Raw genomic sequence first — 19304 nt, 5'->3', positions numbered from 1 at the left:
TCATGGGTTTGGCAAAAGGATTGATCGGCTTGCTGTTGGCGGTGCCGCTGCTGGCTTCGGCTGAAGAAATTGGCCAAGTGTCGACGGTGTTCAAGTTTGTCGGGCCGAACGATCGGATCGTGGTCGAGGCGTTCGACGATCCCAAGGTGGATGGCGTGACCTGTTATCTGTCGCGGGCCAAGACTGGCGGCGTGAAAGGCGGCCTGGGCCTGGCCGAGGATCGCGCCGAGGCGTCCATCGCCTGCCGCCAGGTCGGGCCTATCAGCTTCAAGGGTGAGCTCAAGGACGGCGAAGAGGTGTTCCGTGAGCGCACTTCGCTGGTGTTCAAGACCATGCAAGTGGTGCGATTCCTCGACAAGAAGCGCAATACGCTGGTGTACCTGGTCTACAGCGATCGCGTGATCGAGGGCAGCCCGCAGAACGCGGTGACGGCTATTCCGATCTTGCCTTGGCGTTAAGTCGCGAATGGCGGGCGAGCCGATCGGCTCGCTTTTTTTATCTACATGGATTTGTTGTGCTTTTGGCGCGAAGGGATTCGTATGCGTGCGTTTTTGCTGCTGTTTGTATTGGGTTGTTCGGTGTCGGTCGGGGCTTTGGCTGAGCCGTTTTATAGCGAAAAACCCTTGGCCCATCCGCTGATAAAAACTTCCCAGGAGAGTGGGGCGACGCTGGCATTTATCCGCGAAGCCGAGGGTGTCGTAGGCTACTCATGCCTGTGTGATTCGCCGGATGGCGTCCCGCAAGTGCTCGACAGGTATGGCGATGCGAGTGTCGAGTCGGTGTTCTACGCCAGCCTCGACAGTGCTCTCCAGACACTGGTCGTGCTGTCACGGGCAAAGGGGCAGTACGCTCTTCATGGCTATCGGTTCGTGCCGTCCACTGGCGGGTATCGCCGGCTCGAGACGTTGCAGCCGGTATTGGATCGTATAGCCGCTGATCGCAAGGTCCTCACTGCCGCGCTGGTCCAGAAAGAGCTGGGCAAGTTACCGCCCTACGATTACAGCGCCGTGTTGCCCAAGACCGGTGTCGCCGAGTTCGACATGCTGCAGCCCGCGAGTGGCACGCTGGTGGGCTACTTTGGCGTCGACGGTGTCCCGGTGTCAGTGGGGCAACCGCCGGAGGATCCTCATCGCGACACCTACAAAAAGACTTTCCAGCAGCGCGAAGGGCGCTGGCTCACGCTGACTTACGAGCGCGTGCCGCCTCAGGACGAGGATGTGGGTTCTGCCTATCGTGTCAGCAGGATGGCTTGGGAAACCGATCCGAAGGTGTACCAGGGTTCCGAGGATGGGGCCTGGGCGGCCTTGGGCAATGGGCGACTCTGGGCGCTGGGTGTCTATGTTCAGGGCAAGAGGTCGGGCAAGTGGGCGGAATTCGACGAGTCGGGCTACGCGTCCACCGGCACCTATGTGGATGGACTGCGCCAGGGGCCGTGGGTCGTCAGTGATGGGGGCACGGTTTCCAAGGGTATGATCGTCGACGATTTCTATGAGGGGCGCTGGACGATCGAGGCGCGTGACGATGAAGAGCAGATGTCTGGCTTCGATACTTACAAGCATGGTGATTTCGACGGGCCCTCCGAGCGCGTGCGTCATGGGGAGGTTGTCCAGCGCGGCGATTTTGTGGCGGGGCAGCAGCACGGGGACTGGATAATGCCTTGGGGTGAGGGGCGTTATGTGCAGGGCGTCCGGGAAGGTCGTTGGACCTTGAGAATGGACGGCGGTGGTGTCCAGACTGTGGATTTTGTCGCCGACAAGAAGCAAGGCGAATTGCGCGAAGTGGATGCCGCGGGTGTGTTGCTGCTCGTCGAGCATTACCGCGCGGGTGTGCTGGATGGCTTGAAAGAAGCCTACGCGGCCAATGGCAAGCTCACCTATTCGGCCAACTATGCCAACGGCCAGATCGAGGGGCGGGCGCTGACCTACACCGATGACGGTGCCGTGCTGCTTTCGGATATCTCGTGGCGCCATGGTTCGCGAGAGGGTGCCTTTCGTCTCTATCACCCCAATGGTCAACCCGATACGGTGGCAATGTACGAGGGGGATGAGCCCATCGGTAACGTGCAATCATTTGATGCGACTGGGGTGTTGATCGCGGACAGGAACTATTGCCACGTGCCTGATGGGAAATACACCCGTATCAAGCTTTGCGGCAAGCAGCGCGGGGCTTTCAACAACGGGCATTTCGACTCGGAGAGTGATTACCTGTTCGGTAATGAGCAAAGCGCCCGCCATACCCAGGACGGGCGCAAGGTCCGGGAGGTGTTGTTGGGGCCTGATGATCGCGTGACTCACAACGAGTACTACCCCAGCGGCCAGTTGAAGTTCTCCGAGGCCAAGCAGGGCTTTCGCCTGATAATGGTCGAGGGGCGCGAATACAGGGACTACTCGTACGCCAGGCGCGAAGGGGAGACGGTCTACTACTACCCGACAGGTGTGGTTGAGCGCCGCATGAACTTCAAGGATGACAAGATAGTGGGTTGTTACACCGGCTACGACGAGGCGGGCGTGCAGAATTTCCCACCGCCGGGAGGTTGTCCTCTGCCCAAGCCGGTGGTTTTCAATTTTGGGGAGTAAGGCTTCTGCTGGGGATTGCGGGTTCATTAAACTGGAAATCGCCGCAGATCCAAGTGTGGGAGCGAGCTTGCTCGCGATGATGGCGGCACAGTCACCATCGCCGTCATCTGGCCCACCGCCATCGCGAGCAAGCTCGCTCCCACAGGGGATTTGTGTTGGGCGCTAAATTTATGCCTGCTGAAGATCCAGTGTGAGAGGGGGGGCTGGTTAGGGTTAAATCGCAGGCAATAAAAAACCGACCCTGAGGTCGGTTTTTTAACGAGCGCGTCGCTTAGGCAGCAGCGGCAACGTTCAGGGCCTTTACGTGGCCATTCAAGCGGCTCTTATGGCGAGCAGCCTTGTTCTTGTGGATGATGCCTTTATCGGCCATGCGGTCGATAACTGGCACAGCCAGAACGTAAGCAGCTTGAGCTTTTTCAGCGTCTTTTGCGTCGATGGCCTTAACTACGTTCTTGATGTAGGTACGGACCATGGAACGCAGGCTGGCGTTGTGGCTGCGACGCTTCTCAGCCTGTTTTGCACGTTTTTTGGCGGAAGGTGTGTTGGCCACCGTCGAGCTCCTCGAAAGACTTTTTGGGAAATAGCAAACAAAATAGGCCGCGAATCATGCCGATGAGTTGAAGTCTTGTCAAGGGCGGGTGACGCGTTCCGCTGAATGGCAGGTGCTGCGCACCGAAGGATTTCTTTCCGGCGTGCGACCTGTAAACTCGCGGGCTTTGGCTCTGCACTGTTTAGCGGCGCGGAGTATCGCACAAGTGGGCGCGTTGTTCGCCTGCTGTTTATCGACAGGCAAAAACTCTTTTCATGAATCTGCTCAAATCGTTGGCCGCCGTCAGCTCTATCACGATGCTTTCCCGCGTCCTGGGGTTCGTTCGCGATACGTTGATCGCACGGATATTCGGCGCCGGGATGGCCACCGACGCCTTCTTCATCGCCTTCAAGTTGCCCAACCTGTTGCGGCGGATCTTCGCCGAAGGGGCGTTCTCCCAGGCCTTCGTGCCGATCCTGGCGGAATATAAAAGCCAGAAGGGCGACGAAGCGACCCGCACGTTCATTGCCTACGTCACCGGCCTGCTGACGTTGGTGCTGGCGCTGGTCACGGCGGCCGGCATGCTCGCCGCGCCATGGGTGATCTGGGCCACGGCCCCGGGTTTCACCGATACGCCAGAAAAATTCCAGCTCACCTCGGACCTGTTGCGGGTGACCTTTCCTTATATATTGCTGATTTCCCTGTCGTCCCTGGCCGGGGCGATCCTCAATACCTGGAACCGCTTTTCCGTACCGGCCTTTGTGCCGACCCTGCTCAACGTCAGCATGATCGTGTTCGCGGTATTCCTGACGCCGTATTTCAATCCGCCGGTGATGGCACTCGGCTGGGCGGTGTTGGTGGGTGGCCTGGCGCAATTACTCTATCAACTGCCGCACCTGAAAAAGATCGGCATGCTGGTGCTGCCACGGCTGAACCTGCGCGACAGCGGCGTGTGGCGGGTAATGAAGCAGATGCTGCCGGCGATCCTCGGGGTGTCGGTGAGCCAGATTTCCCTGATCATCAACACCATCTTTGCCTCGTTCCTGGTGGCCGGCTCGGTGTCGTGGATGTATTACGCCGACCGCTTGATGGAATTGCCGTCCGGCGTGCTGGGTGTGGCCCTGGGCACGATCCTGCTGCCAACCCTGGCCAAGACCTACGCCAGTCAGGACCGCCAGGAGTACTCGCGCATCCTCGACTGGGGCCTGCGCCTGTGTTTCGTGCTGGTCTTGCCTTGTTCCCTGGCCCTGGGAATCCTGGCTGAGCCGCTGACGGTTTCGCTGTTCCAATACGGCCAGTTCAATGCCTTCGACGCCTTGATGACCCAGCGTGCGCTGATTGCTTACTCGGTGGGCCTGCTCGGGATCATCGTGATCAAGGTGCTGGCGCCGGGGTTCTATGCCCAGCAGAACATTCGCACGCCAGTGAAAATCGCCATTTTCACCCTGGTGATGACGCAATTGTTCAACCTGTTGCTCATCGGCCCGCTGGCCCACGCCGGCCTGGCCTTGGCGATCAGTGCCGGCGCGTGCCTCAACGCCGGGCTGCTGTTTTACCAGTTGCGCAAGCAGAAGATGTATCAACCGCAGCCGGGCTGGGGCAAGTTCGGCCTCAAGCTGGTGGTCGCCGTGGCGGTGATGTCGGCGGTTTTGCTGGGGGCGATGCATTTCATGCCGGCTTGGAGCGAAGGGCAGATGCTTGAACGTTTCCTGCGCCTGGGGGCGCTGGTAGTTGCCGGCGTGGTGGCGTATTTCGGCATGTTGCTGCTGATGGGGTTCCGTCTGCGTGACTTCAATCGCAAGGCCTTGAGCTGAGGGGTAAGCCCCCGATAATCCCGGGCCGGGCAGTGGTTTTGTCGGTTCGATCACTTTGGGGTGCGGTGTTGCCTGTCGTCGGCCGCCGGGTGTGGTTATAATCGGCCACTTTATGAGCAAGAAGCGCGTTATGCAGCTGGTTCGAGGCCTCCACAACCTGCGCCCCCAGCATCGGGGCTGTGTCGCCACTATTGGCAACTTTGACGGTGTTCACCGTGGCCACCAGGCTATCCTGGCGCGACTGCGCGAGCGTGCGCTGGAGCTGGGCGTGCCCAGCTGCGTGGTGATCTTCGAGCCGCAGCCGCGGGAGTTTTTCGCCCCGGATACCGCCCCGGCCCGTCTGGCCCGGTTGCGCGACAAGCTGCAATTGCTGGCCGCCGAAGGCGTCGACCGGGTCCTGTGCCTGGCCTTCAACCAGCGCCTGAGCAAGCTCAGCGCTGCTGAGTTCGTCAAGACCATCCTGGTGGATGGTCTGGATGTGAAGCATCTGGAAGTGGGCGATGATTTCCGTTTCGGCTGCGACCGCTCCGGGGATTTCGACTATTTGCAACAAGCCGGTATCGCCCATGGTTTTACCGTCGAAGCGGCGCAGACTGTCGAGATGGACGGCTTGCGCGTCAGCAGTACCCAGGTCCGCAATGCCCTGGCGGCTGCCGACTTCGAATTGGCCGAGCGCTTGCTCGGCCGGTCGTACCGGATTGCCGGGCGGATCCTGCACGGGCAGAAACTGGCGCGTCAATTGGGCACGCCAACGGCCAACGTGCAACTCAAGCGTCGTCGTGTGCCGCTGACCGGGGTGTTCCTGGTGAGTGTCGAGATCGACGGAAAGACCTGGCCCGGTGTCGCCAATATCGGCGTGCGGCCCACGGTCCAAGGGGATGGCAAGGCCCACCTCGAAGTACATGTTCTGGATTTTGCCGGCGATCTGTATGACCGGCGTTTGACGGTGGTTTTCCACCATAAGCTGCGTGAAGAGCAGCGTTTTGCCTCTCTGGAGGCGCTCAAGACGGCGATCCATGCAGATATCGCCGCCGCCCGTGCCCTTGTCGCAACCAGCGCCAATCGCTAATGAAGAGCCTTAAATGACCGACTATAAAGCCACGCTAAACCTTCCGGACACCGCCTTCCCAATGAAGGCCGGCCTGCCTCAGCGCGAACCACAGATTCTGCAGCGTTGGGACAGCATTGGCCTGTACGGAAAGTTGCGCGAAATTGGCAAGGATCGTCCGAAGTTCGTCCTGCACGACGGCCCTCCGTACGCCAACGGCACTATCCACATCGGTCACGCGCTGAACAAGATTCTCAAGGACATGATCATCCGCTCCAAGACCCTGTCGGGTTTTGATGCTCCGTATGTCCCGGGCTGGGACTGTCATGGCCTGCCGATCGAACACAAGGTCGAAGTGACCCACGGCAAGAACCTGGGCGCGGACAAGACTCGCGAACTGTGCCGTGCCTACGCCACCGAGCAGATCGAAGGGCAGAAGTCTGAATTCATCCGCCTCGGCGTGCTGGGCGACTTCGCCAACCCGTACAAGACCATGGACTTCAAGAACGAAGCCGGCGAAATCCGTGCCCTGGCGAAAATCGTCGAGGGCGGCTTCGTGTTCAAGGGCCTCAAACCAGTGAACTGGTGCTTCGATTGCGGTTCGGCCCTGGCCGAGGCGGAAGTCGAGTACGAGAACAAGAAGTCCTCGACCATCGATGTCGCGTTCCCGATCGCCGATGAAGACAAACTCGCCACGGCTTTCGGCCTGGGCAAGCTGGCCAAGCCGGCCTCGATCGTGATCTGGACCACCACCCCGTGGACCATCCCGGCCAACCAGGCGCTGAACGTCCACCCGGAATTCAACTACGCCCTGGTCGACGTCGGTGACAAGCTGCTGGTGCTGGCCGAAGAACTGGTCGAATCCTGCCTGGCCCGCTACAACCTCGAAGGTTCGGTGGTCGCCACCGCGCCAGGTTCGGCGCTGGAGCTGATCAATTTCCGTCATCCGTTCTATGACCGCCTGTCGCCGGTATACCTGGCCGACTACGTGGAACTGGGCGCAGGTACTGGCGTGGTTCACTCCGCGCCGGCCTATGGCGTCGACGACTTCGTGACCTGCAAGAAATACGGCATGGTCAACGACGACATCCTCAACCCGGTGCAGAGCAATGGCGTGTACGCACCGTCGCTGGAGTTCTTTGGCGGTCAGTTCATCTGGAAAGCCAACCCGGCCATCGTCGACAAGCTGACCGAAGTCGGCGCGCTGCTGCACACCGCCGTCATCGAACACAGCTACATGCACTGCTGGCGCCACAAGACCCCGCTGATCTACCGCGCTACCGCGCAGTGGTTCATCGGCATGGACAAGCAGCCCACCAGCGGTGACACCCTGCGCCAGCGTTCGCTCAAGGCCATCGAAGAAACCCAGTTCGTGCCGGCCTGGGGCCAGGCGCGCCTGCACTCGATGATCGCCAACCGTCCGGACTGGTGCATCTCCCGCCAGCGCAACTGGGGCGTGCCGATCCCGTTCTTCCTGAACAAGGAAAGCGGCGAGTTGCACCCGCGCACCGTCGAACTGATGGAAGAAGTTGCCAAGCGCGTCGAGTCCGAAGGCATCGAAGCCTGGTTCAAGATGGATGCCGCCGAGCTGCTGGGCGACGAAGCGCCACTGTACGACAAGATCAGCGACACTCTGGACGTCTGGTTCGACTCCGGCACCACCCATTGGCACGTGCTGCGCGGTTCGCACCCGATGGGCCACGAGAGCGGCCCGCGTGCCGACCTGTACCTGGAAGGCTCGGACCAGCACCGCGGCTGGTTCCACTCGTCGCTGCTGACCGGTTGCGCCATCGACAATCACGCGCCGTACCGCGAGTTGCTGACCCACGGCTTCACCGTCGACGAGTCCGGTCGCAAGATGTCCAAGTCCCTGGGCAACGTGATCGCGCCGCAGAAGGTCAACGACACCCTGGGCGCCGACATCATGCGCCTGTGGGTGGCGTCCACCGACTATTCCGGCGAGATGGCCGTTTCCGAGCAGATCCTGCAACGCAGCGCGGACGCCTACCGGCGGATCCGTAACACCGCGCGCTTCCTGCTTTCCAACCTGACCGGTTTCAACCCGGCCACCGACCTGCTGCCGGCCGAAGAAATGCTCGCGCTGGACCGTTGGGCCGTGGACCGTACCCTGTTGCTGCAACGCGAATTGCAGGAGCACTACGGCGAATACCGCTTCTGGAACGTCTACTCCAAGATCCACAACTTCTGCGTGCAGGAGCTTGGTGGTTTCTACCTCGACATCATCAAGGACCGCCAGTACACCACCGGCGCCAACAGTAAGGCCCGTCGTTCGTGCCAGACCGCGCTGTTCCACATCAGCGAGGCGCTGGTGCGCTGGATCGCACCGATCCTGGCGTTCACCGCTGACGAGCTGTGGCAGTACCTGCCGGGCGAGCGTAACGAATCGGTGATGCTCAACACCTGGTACGAAGGCCTGACCGAACTGCCGCAAGGCTTCGAGCTGGACCGTGCGTATTGGGATCGCGTGATGGCGGTCAAGGCGGCGGTCAACAAGGAAATGGAGATCCAGCGCGCGGCCAAGGCCGTCGGTGGCAACCTGCAGGCCGAAGTGACCCTCTATGCCGAAGACGCACTGGACGCCGACCTGGCCAAGCTGGGCAACGAACTGCGCTTCGTGCTGATCACCTCCACCGCCAGCGTCGCGCCTTTCGTGCAGGCGCCGGCCGATGCGGTGACCACTGAAGTCAGCGGCCTGAAGCTGAAGATCGTCAAGTCGAACCACACCAAGTGCGCCCGTTGCTGGCACTGCCGCGAAGACGTCGGCGTGAACCTGGAGCATCCGGAAATCTGCGGTCGTTGCGTCGACAACATCAGCGGCACCGGTGAGGTTCGTCATTATGCCTAACGCGGCGGGCCGCTTCGGGCGGCTGGGCTGGCTCTGGTTGAGTGTGCTGGTACTGGTCATCGACCAGGCCAGCAAGTACTACTTCGAGAACTCGCTGACCATGTACCAGCAGATCGTGATCATTCCCGACTACTTCAGCTGGACCTTGGCCTACAACACTGGGGCGGCATTCAGCTTCCTGGCCGACAGTTCGGGCTGGCAGCGCTGGCTGTTCGCCCTGATCGCCGTCGTGGTCAGCGCCGTGCTGGTGGTCTGGCTCAAGCGCCTGGGGCGCAATGAGACCTGGCTGGCCGTGGCGTTGGCCTTGGTGCTCGGTGGTGCCTTGGGTAACCTCTATGACCGCATCGCGTTGGGCCATGTCATCGATTTCATCCTGGTGCATTGGCAGAACCGCTGGTATTTCCCGGCGTTCAACTTTGCCGACAGCGCCATCAGCGTGGGCGCCGTGATGCTCGCCCTGGATATGTTCAAGAGCAAGAAAACCGGAGAAGCCGTCCATGACTGAGCAGCGTATCGCTCAAAACACTGAAGTGAAGCTTCACTTCGCCCTGTACCTGGAAAACGGTGACACCGTCGACAGCACCTTCGACAAGGCTCCGGCGGTGTTCAAGGTCGGTGACGGCAACCTGCTGCCAGGCTTCGAAGCGGCGATCTTTGGCTTCAAGGCCGGCGACAAGCGCACCGTGGTCGTACCGCCAGAAAACGCCTTTGGTCAGCCCAACCCGCAAAACGTGCAGACCATGCCACGCTCCCAGTTCCAGGACATGGAGCTGTCCGAGGGCCTGCTGGTGATCTTCAACGACGCGGCCAATACCGAGCTGCCGGGTGTGGTGAAGGCTTTTGACGACGCCCAGGTGACCGTGGATTTCAACCATCCGCTGGCGGGCAAGACCTTGAACTTCGAAGTGGAAATCCTCGAAGTGAAGGCGGTTTAAGGTTTTACAGGCAGTTCCTGCTGCCACTCGATTTACTGTGGGAGCGAGCTCGCTCGCGATTGCGCAGACCCTTTTAGTCCAGGGGTGACTGCCCCATCGCCATCGCGAGCAAGCTCGCTCCCACATGGGATCTCCATTGTTTTCGGGCCTTTCGCTCGATTAACAGGCAAGCATTCAATTCTTGCGCGCAAGACACGAGGCACAGCATGCAAATCAAACTCGCCAACCCCCGTGGCTTCTGCGCCGGTGTGGACCGGGCGATCGAAATCGTCAACCGCGCCCTGGAAGTCTTCGGGCCGCCGATCTACGTGCGCCACGAAGTGGTCCACAACAAATTCGTCGTCGAAGACCTGCGTAGCCGCGGGGCGATTTTCGTCGAGGAGCTGGACCAGGTACCGGACGACGTCATCGTGATCTTCAGCGCCCACGGGGTTTCCCAGGCAGTACGCACCGAAGCCGCCGGTCGTGGCCTGAAGGTCTTCGACGCGACGTGCCCATTGGTGACCAAGGTGCACATCGAAGTGGCGCGCTACAGTCGTGATGGTCGCGAATGCATCCTGATCGGTCATGAAGGCCATCCGGAAGTCGAAGGCACCATGGGCCAATACGATGTCAGCAACGGCGGAGCGATCTACCTGGTCGAAGACGAGGAGGACGTGGCGGCCTTGCAGGTTCGCAACCCTGAGAGCCTGGCTTTTGTTACCCAGACGACCCTGTCCATGGACGACACCAGCCGTGTGATCGACGCCCTGCGCTCGCGTTTTCCGGCCATCGGTGGCCCGCGCAAGGATGACATCTGCTACGCCACCCAGAACCGTCAGGATGCGGTCAAGCAACTGGCCGACGAATGCGATGTGGTCCTGGTCGTCGGCAGTCCCAACAGCTCCAACTCCAACCGCTTGCGTGAGCTGGCCGAGCGCATGTCCACCCCGGCCTATCTGATCGACGGTGCCGAGGACATGCAACGCAGCTGGTTCGACGGCGTCGAGCGCATCGGCATCACCGCCGGTGCTTCCGCGCCGGAAGTGCTGGTGCGCGGCGTGATCCAGCAATTGCAGGCCTGGGGTGCAACGGGTGCCGATGAACTGGCCGGTCGCGAGGAGAACATCACGTTCTCGATGCCGAAAGAGCTGCGCGTGCGCTCCTTGCTTTAAGTCCTTTCTCGCACAGCGCCTGCTCGGCCTCGACGCTTTCCAGGCGGACGCGGCCGGAGGGCGCCAGTATCACTTGATGGTGGCTGACCGGCCCGCGTTTGGCGCAGACATGCAGCCTGCCGGCCTGGAATGCGCCGCTGGGGTGCAGTGCTTCCCCCTGGTTGCCGAACCTCACCCTGCGTCTCATCGGCTGGTTGCCGACCACACGGGCGCTAGCGGGGCGTTCCATCAGCAAGGTTTTTTCCTTGTTGTCCAGCATGATCCGCCAACCCCGGCCCCAATCATTGTCTATTCCTTGTATCAATACGCTGCGATTACGCGTGATGGCTTCGCTGCGGGCAATGCGCAAGCCGCTGATCAGCAACTGCGCGGTGTCCTCGCGTTCGATGGATTCGATCAGCTCTTTGTAGCTCGCGCCGGCCCACGGCAGAACAATTGCGGCGATTGCCAGTCCCATGAGCAGTTCGATCAGGCTGAAACCCTGTTGATACATGACGTCTCCTCCCTGGAGTACGAAAACGACGAGCGCCGTAAACCGAAACAACCGCACATACGGCGGTGGTTTGTTCTAGCGTGTAGAGGCAGGTATAGCCGACGGCAACGGAGGGCACCGATGGATCTTCGTACAAAAGGTTTCACGCTGATCGAGGTGCTGGTGGCCCTTGGCGTGCTGCTGATCCTGATCACCATGGCGGTACCGTCATTCACTGGCTCGCTGCAGAGCACCAAGGCCGATACCGATATCGGCGACTTGCGCCGGGCGCTGAACTTTGCCCGGATGGAGGCGATCGACCGTGGTATCACCACGCGAATTCGCCCCACGGCCCAGGGCAGTGTCTGGAGCGGCGAACTGACGGTCTATGACAGTACTGGCACGCCGGCCAATGTATTGCGGGTTGTTCCAGCAATGAGCAGCGGCGCGACTCTGACGCTAACCTCAGACGTGACTAACATTGATTTCAACAACCTCGGCGGGTTGTCGGCACCAGCCACGCCGGTGAGTTTCAATTATGTACGCGGGGCGCAGAGCAGGACGCTGAGTGTTTGCCTCAATGGAAGAATCGTATTGGGTGGAAGTTGCGGATGAAGGGTTGCAGTAAAAGGGCGCAGGCCGGCATGACGTTGATCGAAGTGCTGGTGGCGGTGCTGATTCTCGGCGTCGGTTTGCTGGGGGCGGCGATGATCCAGCTCAATGCGCTCAAGTACACCGACAGTTCGCGCATGACCAGCCAGGCCAGCTTCATTGCCTACGACCTGCTGGACCGCATTCGCGCCAACTCCGGAGCCGACTACACCATCACACCGCCCAGCTCGCCGAACCTCAACGTGGCCCGGGACCAGGACCTCTACGATTTCAAGACCAACATCATTGCCTTCGGCGGCGCCACGGCCACTGGCACCATTGCGCTGAACCAGCGCGTCTACACCATCACCATTTCCTGGGACGACACCCGGGCCGCCAATACCACCAACGCCGCCGAGGCGCGGCGCAGCTTCGTGCTGACCAGCCGCGTCGCCGTCGACCCGGTGGGGACGCCGCCATGAACCGGCACAGTCGCGGTTTTGGCCTGATCGAGTTGATGATCGCGCTGGTGCTCAGCCTGATCGTCGTGTTGGGTGTCGTGCAGATTTTCATTGCCGCCAAAAATACCTACGTCAGCCAGAACGCCGCCGCGGTGATTCAGGAGGACGCGCGGTTTGCCTTGAGCAAAATGGTCCAGGAAATTCGCATGGTGGGCATGTTCGGCTGCCTGGCGACCGTCATCGATGCTTCAACGGATAACAGTTTCGCGGCCAGCCAGACCACTCCAATCCGTTGGGATAACGCCAACCGGAGGTTGACCCTGGTCACTGCGGACATTGGGAGTGGCGGTAGCGTGCCGACCTGGACCGTCGTCTCCGATTGCCGTACCTCGGCGACGGCCTACTCGAACGCACGGGTGCCAGCGGCGGGGCAGTTGGCCTTCCCGATCCGTCGATTGGTCTACAGCTTCAACAACAACCAATTGCTGTTGGGCAGCGGCACCGCCAATCCGCCGACCCTGTCGGTGCTGGTGGACAACGTGCGGGCGTTCGACGTGACGTTTGGCGTGGCCGCCAGCGCCACGGACGTCGCAGCGTCGAGCTACACCGGCAACCCGGCAGACCCGGCACTGATCCGCAGCGTGCGCCTGAGCCTGACGCTCTTTGATCCAAGGAACACGGTGCGCGAGCAGACCTTCAACGTGGTTGCCGCCTTGCGCAACCGGCTTCTATGAGGGGGCGCTCGATGATCTCGATGGATCTCAAGCATCGCCAGCGTGGCATGGCACTGCTGGTCAGCCTGGTTTTCCTGTTGCTGCTGACGCTGATCGGCCTGTCGTCGATGCAGAGCGCCACCCTCCAGGAAAAGATGACCAGCAGCGTCATGCAGCGCAACCAGTCCTTCCAGATTGCCGAGGCTGCGCTGAGGATGGGTGAGAGTGCGGTGCAGGTCGAGACCTATTCCTTGCCAGCCTGTACCACCACGATCCAATGCGCGCCGCCGACCGAGTCGGCGACCATCACGGCGGCGGGGCGCAATTCGTCGTCGGGGGTGCTCTGGGTTGCCGCTGCCGGCGGGTTTTATGGCGTGCAGAACATCGGCACTACGCTTGCGGCGGTCAACGTGCCGGTCAATACCTCGGCGACGCTGTACCGGATCACGGCGGTGGCGGTGGTGGGCAATAACCAGCGCAGCGTGGTGGAGAGCATCTATGCGAAATACTGAGGCTCGCCGTGGCTGGATAGCGATGTTGTGGGGGTTGTTGCTCAGCCTTTACCTGGCGGCACCGGCCTATGCGTTCACGCCTTCTGATTCACCGCTGTTGAGTGCAGCTGCCGTTACACCGAACGTGATGTTGCTGATCGATGATTCGGGGAGCATGAACAACATTATCTGGGCGGCGGGGTTTGATCCGGCGGCGGCGCAACCACCGGTCTATGTATGCACTGACGACAGAAGCTGCAGCAGCAGTAACAGGGCGTTGCTTGCGGCAAACGATGGGAACGTCTTGCTGGCGAGTCTGTTCCGTGGAGGCTGCTCAAATGGCTGGTATGGCTTCTACCGAGTAGGCTTTGGTCAGGTTTGCCTGCGGTTACCCGATCCTGTCGGTGGTGAGAACACTCGCTACACAACTAGATACTTATCTTATCTAATGACCCTGGCCAACGGCTCGAGCCGGGATTTCACCACTGGCACGATTCCCAACGATTATCGAATCAACGTGGCGCGGGATGTGTCCAACGACCTGGTTGCCAGCAATCGTGCCTTGCGTATCGGCCTCGCCACGTTCAACCCGCCCAACAGCAGCAATTTCGGGCCAGGGGGCTATATCGCTCGCGCCATCAGCGACCTGTCGCCGGTCAGCGGCAGCGTGACCCAGACCCAGGCCAACAGCAACTACAGCGCGTTGATCAACGCCATCAACGGCTTGGGCGCCGTTGCGAATACGCCGCTGGCCGAGAGCTATTACGAAGTCACCCGCTATTTCAGGGGCATGGCGCCGTACTACAACAGCACGCCGACCACCTATACCAGCCCGATTCAGTACCGCTGCCAGAAAAACTTCGGCGTGGTCATCACCGACGGTTTACCCACCTATGACCGGACGTTTCCCACCAACGACCCATTAGGCTTGGCCCGTTTGCCGAACTGGGATGGCGTCAACAACGATGGTGCCGATCTCAGTGGTGACGGCGAGGGCGACACGCTATATCTGGATGATATCGCCAAGTTCGCCTTCGACATCGACATGCGTTCCACCGGCACCGACGCCACCGGCCAGAGCTGGAACGCCACGGATTTCACTCGGCAATACCTGAACACCTACACCGTGGGTTTTACCGCCAGCAACCCGATGTTGTCCGACGCCGCCCGCTACGGCGCAGGCAAGTATTACCAAGCGAGCGACAGCGAAGGCCTGAACTCAGCGTTGGCCTCCGCCTTGAGCGACATCACCTCCAAGGCCGGGTCCGGGGGCGCCGGCACGACCAACGCCGCCACGTTGTCCAGCACCTCCAGTTACTACCAGACCACCTACGACCCCAAGGACTGGCGCGGCACCATCCGGGCGTTCGGCTTCACCTCGGCAGGCACGGTCAACAGGGCGGCGGTGCAATGGACCACCGACACCGCCATCGTGCCCGGCGCCACGGCACCCATCTATCAATCCTGGAACACCGTGACGAATGTACCTGTCACCCTGGCCTTCGCTAACTTCTCACCGGCCCAGCAAACCAGCCTCAGCCAGAACCTACCCACGGGAATCACCGGCAATGACTTGGTGGAGTGGAGCAAGGGTGTCAACAAAACCGGCCTGAAGGTGCGCAGTGTATTGCTGGGGGACATCATCAACTCGCCGTTGGTGCTGGCATCACCCAATGAACAGACCGCCGCGGATTTGCTCAACGACACCAGCTACAGTACGTACTTGACGACCAAGGCGGCGAACATGAGCGCCAACCTGGTGGTGAACGCCAACGACGGTTTTTTCAGTGTCATCAATAGCACTAACGGTACGCGGCGTTACGCCTATATGCCGTCGAGCGTGCTGCCATCGCTGCAGAACATTGCTGACACCAACTACGTCAATGGCGTGAGCCACAAGTTCTTGGTGGATGGGCAGATCGGCGTATTCGATACGCAGTCGGGGAGTGCCTGGAAGACGGTGGCCGTGGGCGGCACGGGTGCCGGCGGCAAGACGTTCTTCGCGGTCCAGCTGTTCGATGCGTCGGCGGGCAATGTGTTTCGGGCGTTGTGGGAAATCAGCGCGCCGACCGTTGCCAACTCCGCCAATGCTTTCAATGACCTGGGCTACGCCTACGCCCGCCCCGAAGTCGCCCGCCTGGCGGATGGGCGCTGGGCGGCGTTCATCTCCAACGGCTACGGCAGCAACAGCGGTGTTGCGGCGCTGTACGTGGTGGATATCCGCGACGGCTCGTTGATCAGGAAAATCGTCATCAACAGCAGCGAGACCGGTAATGGCTTGTCGTCGGTCAAGCTGCGGGTCAACTCCCAGAATGTGGTGCAGGCGGCATACGGTGGCGACCTGAAAGGGCGGATGTGGAAATTCGACCTCAGTGGCACTTCTCCGACTGCTTGGGGCGTGGCGTTTGCCGGTCAGCCATTGTTCACCACCTCCGGTGGCGCGACCCAGCCGATCACCGTTCAACCGCTGCTGGCGGACAACCCTCAGGGCGGTACCCAGGTGTTTTTCGGCACCGGCAAGTTCAACGAAACCGCGGATAAACTCAACAAGGACCTGCAAGGGTTCTACTCGATATGGGACGCCACCGGCGGTGCCGGGCAAATCACCGTGTCGAGCCTGCAGGCCCAGTCGATCACGGGAGTGTTCTCAGGCAGCACGGGGCAGTTCGTGACTACCAGCCAGACCGACGTGGCTTATCCGACGAAAAAGGGTTGGTACCTGCCGTTGGTGTACAACAATGCGCTGACCGGGGAGCGGGTGATCAACCCGGCCAATCTGGTGAGTGGGCGCGTGGTCTTTACCACGGCCGCCGTCGACACTACCGACCCTTGTGCCAGCTTCGGTACCGGCAAACTGATCGAATTGGATGCGTTCAACGGTAAGATGCTCAATTATGCGGTGCTCGATACCAACGGTGACGGCACGATCAACAGCACCGACACGATTTCCAGCGGGGTGGTCTTCACGGGGGGGATCCCGACCTTGAGCGCCGTCGTCGCCGCCAGCGGGGCCACCAACATGATCGTCAACGACTCCAGCGGCAACATCACCGAGCTGCTGGAAAAATCCGTGGGCGGCAGCCGCCGCATCATGTGGCGACAAATACAATGAAGAGGCAAGGCATGCGCAGATCCAACCGAGGTTTCACCTTGATCGAAATCATGATCGTGATCGCGATCATCGGTATCGTGATCACCGTCGGCTATCCGAGTCTGACCGAATACATGAAGAAGGGCCGGCGGACCGAAATCGCCGGGCTGTTATCGGAGCAGGCGCAGATTCTCGAGCGCTACTACTCGAAGAACAACGTCTACACCAATGCGACCGGCCTGAGCGGCGGCAACGATTTCTATACCATTACCCCGACGCTGGCGGACCAGAGCTTCACCCTGACCGCTGTGCGCAAGAGTGGCTCGTCCATGGCGACGGACAAGTGCGGTGATTTCAGGATCAACAACACGGGCACGCGAGACATGGTCAACCAGGCTGCCGGGCTGACGGTCAAGGATTGCTGGGGCCGCTGAGTTTCTTTTTTTGGGGTGCAGCCTTGTGCCCTCTGTCTTATGAGTCGAATCAGAACATGACCAGGCAACAGCAAGTGGTGATTGTCGGCGGCGGAGTCATTGGCCTGCTGACGGCGTTCAATCTGGCGTCCGAAGGGCGGCGTGTGGTGTTGCTGGACCGTTCCAGTGTCGGCCAGGAATCGTCCTGGGCCGGCGGCGGTATCGTGTCGCCGTTGTACCCCTGGCGCTACAGCCCGGCGGTCACGGCGCTGGCCCATTGGTCGCAGGATTTTTATCCACAGCTGGGCGAGCGCTTGTTCGCCACTACCGGGATCGATCCGCAAGTGCATGTCACCGGTCTGTATTGGCTGGACCTGGACGATCAGGACGAAGCGCTGGACTGGGCCGAGCGTGAAGGGCGCCCGATGCGGGCTGTGGATATCTCGGCTGTCCACGACGCCGTGCCGGTGCTGGGCGCGGGTTTTTCCCGGGCGATCTACATGGCCGACGTGGCCAACGTGCGCAATCCCCGGTTGGTGAAGTCCCTCAAGGCTGCGTTGCTGGCGATGCCGAACGTCAGGATTCATGAGCAGTGCGAAGTCGGCGGGTTCATTCGCGACGGAGGGCGTGTGGTGGGTGTGCACAGTTCTGCCGGAGAAATTCGTGGCGATGAGGTGGTACTGGCCGCCGGTGCCTGGAGTGGCGAGTTGCTCAAGACCTTGGGCTTGAAGTTGCCGGTCGAGCCGATCAAGGGCCAGATGATTTTGTACAAGTGCGCGTCGGATTTTCTGTCGAGCATGGTCCTGGCCAAGGGGCGTTATGCGATTCCGCGTCGTGATGGGCATATTCTGGTTGGCAGTACGCTGGAGCGCGAAGGCTTCGACAAGACTCCGACCGATACTGCGTTGGAGAGTCTGAAGGCTTCGGCACAGCAGTTGATTCCAGCGTTGGGCGGTGCCGAGGTGGTTGGGCATTGGGCTGGGTTGCGGCCAGGCTCGCCTGAGGGCATTCCCTATATCGGTGAGGTGCCGGGGGTTGCGGGGTTGTGGTTGAACTGTGGGCATTATCGCAATGGGTTGGTGCTGGCGCCGGCGTCGTGTCAGTTGTTTGCGGATTTGATGTTAGGGCGTGAGCCGGTGATTGATCCTGCGCCGTATGCGCCGGCGGGGCGTTTGTAAGGTCCGGCTTTGATACTGTTCCTATACTCAGATCCAATTGTGGGAGCGAGCTTGCTCGCGATGGCGGCCTTACAGTTGGCCTTGTTGATCGAGTACATATCCATTGCTGCGGTAACGGCGGCTTAGGGTTCCGCCCTGACGGCGGCTCACTTTTGAAAAGCCCGGAAGCCGGCCCAGTCAAAAGTAAGCAAAACGCTCTTGCCCCACCACTCGGTGCCTCGCCTAGGCTCGGCATGCCCTCACTCCGGCATTGCTCCGTGGGCCGCCGCGAAGGGCCATCCATGGCCCAGCGCGGCTACCTCGGCATCCATGCCGAGGTGCCCACTGCGCAATGCCTGCGTTCGGCCATCGGGGTTAACGGGGCGCCCGAGATCAACGTCCACGCCGAGGCGGCCTAGTAGCCGGCCTGGCTCTCCTGGTCGTACACCCATCAGATCTGTTTGAGCAGGACCTGTGGGAGCAAAGCTTGCTCGCGAAGGCGGCGGCACATCCAACGCTGATGCAAGCTGACCCACTGCTATCGCGAGCAAGCTCGCTCCCACATTGGATCTTCATTCAGTAGACACAAAATTTCATGTGCGCCCGGGCCTCCTGTGGGAGCGAGCTTGCTCGCGATGAGGCCAGCAAGCCCAACATTCATGTGACTGAACCATCGCCTTCGCGAGCAAGCTTTGCTCCCACAGGAGGAACGCGGTCCCCATCAAGAACCAGGTCGGCTGTTAGGCCGCCTCGCGGTGGACGTTGATCTCGGGCGCCCCGTTAACCACGCTGGCCGAACGCAGGCGTTGTGGAGTGGGCATCCCGGCATGGATGCCGGGATAGCCGCGCTGGGCCATGGATGGCCCTTCGCGGCGGGCCCACGGAGCAATGCCGGAGTGAGGGCACACCGAGCCAAAGCGAGGTGCCAAGTGGTGGGGCAAGAGCGCTTTGGTTACTTTCGCGCTTTTCGAAAGTGACCCGCCGTCAGGGCGG

19 protein-coding genes are annotated in these 19304 nt (G+C 60.9%); 16 read left to right on the top strand and 3 right to left on the bottom strand.

What is annotated here, in order from left to right:
* Window positions 1-2: 2 nt before the first annotated feature.
* Both KGA89_RS06205 and KGA89_RS06200 read left to right on the top strand, forming a co-directional pair.
* Complete coding sequence (locus KGA89_RS06205; protein WP_003205733.1) at window positions 3-458, top strand: CreA family protein; 456 nt, start codon at window positions 3-5, stop codon at window positions 456-458.
* Between the two features lie 81 nt (window positions 459-539).
* Entirely contained in the window at window positions 540-2576 is a 2037-nt protein-coding gene (locus tag KGA89_RS06200; protein WP_223470921.1) for a toxin-antitoxin system YwqK family antitoxin, read from the top strand.
* Between the two features lie 271 nt (window positions 2577-2847).
* Here KGA89_RS06200 and rpsT read toward each other — a convergent pair whose 3' ends face one another.
* Complete coding sequence (gene rpsT / locus KGA89_RS06195; protein ID WP_003185593.1) at window positions 2848-3126, bottom strand: 30S ribosomal protein S20; 279 nt, start codon at window positions 3124-3126, stop codon at window positions 2848-2850.
* Between the two features lie 254 nt (window positions 3127-3380).
* On the opposite strand from rpsT, the gene murJ reads away from it, so the two are divergent.
* The 6 genes from murJ (at window position 3381) to ispH (ending at window position 10922) form a co-directional block, all read left to right on the top strand.
* The gene (murJ, locus tag KGA89_RS06190) at window positions 3381-4919 is read left to right on the top strand and encodes a murein biosynthesis integral membrane protein MurJ (RefSeq protein WP_223470920.1); all 1539 of its coding nucleotides are present in this window, start codon (window positions 3381-3383) and stop codon (window positions 4917-4919) included.
* Between the two features lie 130 nt (window positions 4920-5049).
* Window positions 5050-5988, top strand: a complete 939-nt coding sequence (ribF, locus tag KGA89_RS06185) for a bifunctional riboflavin kinase/FAD synthetase (RefSeq protein WP_057451576.1) — start codon at window positions 5050-5052, stop codon at window positions 5986-5988.
* A 13-nt stretch (window positions 5989-6001) separates the two neighbouring features.
* A complete protein-coding gene (gene ileS, locus KGA89_RS06180) occupies window positions 6002-8833 on the top strand; it encodes an isoleucine--tRNA ligase (RefSeq protein WP_223470919.1) in 2832 nt (943 codons plus the stop codon).
* Entirely contained in the window at window positions 8826-9338 is a 513-nt protein-coding gene (lspA, locus tag KGA89_RS06175; protein WP_003205724.1) for a signal peptidase II, read from the top strand. The genes ileS and lspA overlap by 8 nt, the downstream gene beginning before the upstream one ends.
* Window positions 9331-9768, top strand: coding sequence for an FKBP-type peptidyl-prolyl cis-trans isomerase (fkpB, locus tag KGA89_RS06170; protein ID WP_003205723.1), 438 nt, complete (start codon window positions 9331-9333; stop codon window positions 9766-9768). Before lspA ends, fkpB begins: the two co-directional genes overlap by 8 nt.
* Before the next feature lie 206 nt (window positions 9769-9974).
* Complete coding sequence (gene ispH / locus KGA89_RS06165; RefSeq protein WP_223470918.1) at window positions 9975-10922, top strand: 4-hydroxy-3-methylbut-2-enyl diphosphate reductase; 948 nt, start codon at window positions 9975-9977, stop codon at window positions 10920-10922.
* Here the strand turns inward: ispH and KGA89_RS06160 are convergent.
* Window positions 10876-11415, bottom strand: coding sequence for a GspH/FimT family pseudopilin (locus tag KGA89_RS06160; RefSeq protein ID WP_013694240.1), 540 nt, complete (start codon window positions 11413-11415; stop codon window positions 10876-10878). The two genes, ispH and KGA89_RS06160, sit on opposite strands and share 47 nt — an antisense overlap.
* A gap of 120 nt (window positions 11416-11535) precedes the next feature.
* On the opposite strand from KGA89_RS06160, the gene KGA89_RS06155 reads away from it, so the two are divergent.
* From KGA89_RS06155 to KGA89_RS06120, 8 genes are all read left to right on the top strand, one after another.
* A complete protein-coding gene (locus KGA89_RS06155; RefSeq protein ID WP_003205719.1) occupies window positions 11536-12009 on the top strand; it encodes a GspH/FimT family pseudopilin in 474 nt (157 codons plus the stop codon).
* Window positions 12006-12467 (top strand): type IV pilus modification protein PilV, encoded by a 462-nt coding sequence (gene pilV, locus KGA89_RS06150; RefSeq protein ID WP_028237094.1) that lies wholly within the window; start codon window positions 12006-12008, stop codon window positions 12465-12467. Before KGA89_RS06155 ends, pilV begins: the two co-directional genes overlap by 4 nt.
* Window positions 12464-13180 (top strand): PilW family protein, encoded by a 717-nt coding sequence (locus tag KGA89_RS06145; protein WP_003205716.1) that lies wholly within the window; start codon window positions 12464-12466, stop codon window positions 13178-13180. Before pilV ends, KGA89_RS06145 begins: the two co-directional genes overlap by 4 nt.
* A 20-nt stretch (window positions 13181-13200) precedes the next feature.
* Entirely contained in the window at window positions 13201-13671 is a 471-nt protein-coding gene (locus KGA89_RS06140; RefSeq protein WP_223470931.1) for a PilX N-terminal domain-containing pilus assembly protein, read from the top strand.
* Window positions 13658-16762: a pilus assembly protein gene (locus KGA89_RS06135; RefSeq protein ID WP_223470916.1), complete on the top strand. Its 3105-nt coding sequence runs from the start codon at window positions 13658-13660 to the stop codon at window positions 16760-16762. Before KGA89_RS06140 ends, KGA89_RS06135 begins: the two co-directional genes overlap by 14 nt.
* 11 nt (window positions 16763-16773) lie before the next feature.
* A complete protein-coding gene (locus KGA89_RS06130) occupies window positions 16774-17175 on the top strand; it encodes a type IV pilin protein (RefSeq protein ID WP_223470914.1) in 402 nt (133 codons plus the stop codon).
* A 56-nt stretch (window positions 17176-17231) separates the two neighbouring features.
* A complete protein-coding gene (gene thiO, locus KGA89_RS06125; protein WP_223470912.1) occupies window positions 17232-18332 on the top strand; it encodes a glycine oxidase ThiO in 1101 nt (366 codons plus the stop codon).
* Window positions 18333-18565: 233 nt separating this feature from the next.
* Window positions 18566-18730, top strand: coding sequence for a hypothetical protein (locus tag KGA89_RS06120; RefSeq protein ID WP_223470933.1), 165 nt, complete (start codon window positions 18566-18568; stop codon window positions 18728-18730).
* 321 nt (window positions 18731-19051) lie between these two features.
* Here KGA89_RS06120 and KGA89_RS06115 read toward each other — a convergent pair whose 3' ends face one another.
* Window positions 19052-19252 (bottom strand): nucleoid-structuring protein H-NS, encoded by a 201-nt coding sequence (locus KGA89_RS06115; protein WP_156886074.1) that lies wholly within the window; start codon window positions 19250-19252, stop codon window positions 19052-19054.
* Window positions 19253-19304: the final 52 nt, after the last annotated feature.

The organism is Pseudomonas sp. A-RE-22 (assembly GCF_019956035.1).
Lineage (GTDB): Bacteria > Pseudomonadota > Gammaproteobacteria > Pseudomonadales > Pseudomonadaceae > Aquipseudomonas > Aquipseudomonas brassicacearum.
This window is presented reverse-complemented; position numbering and strand designations above follow the sequence as displayed.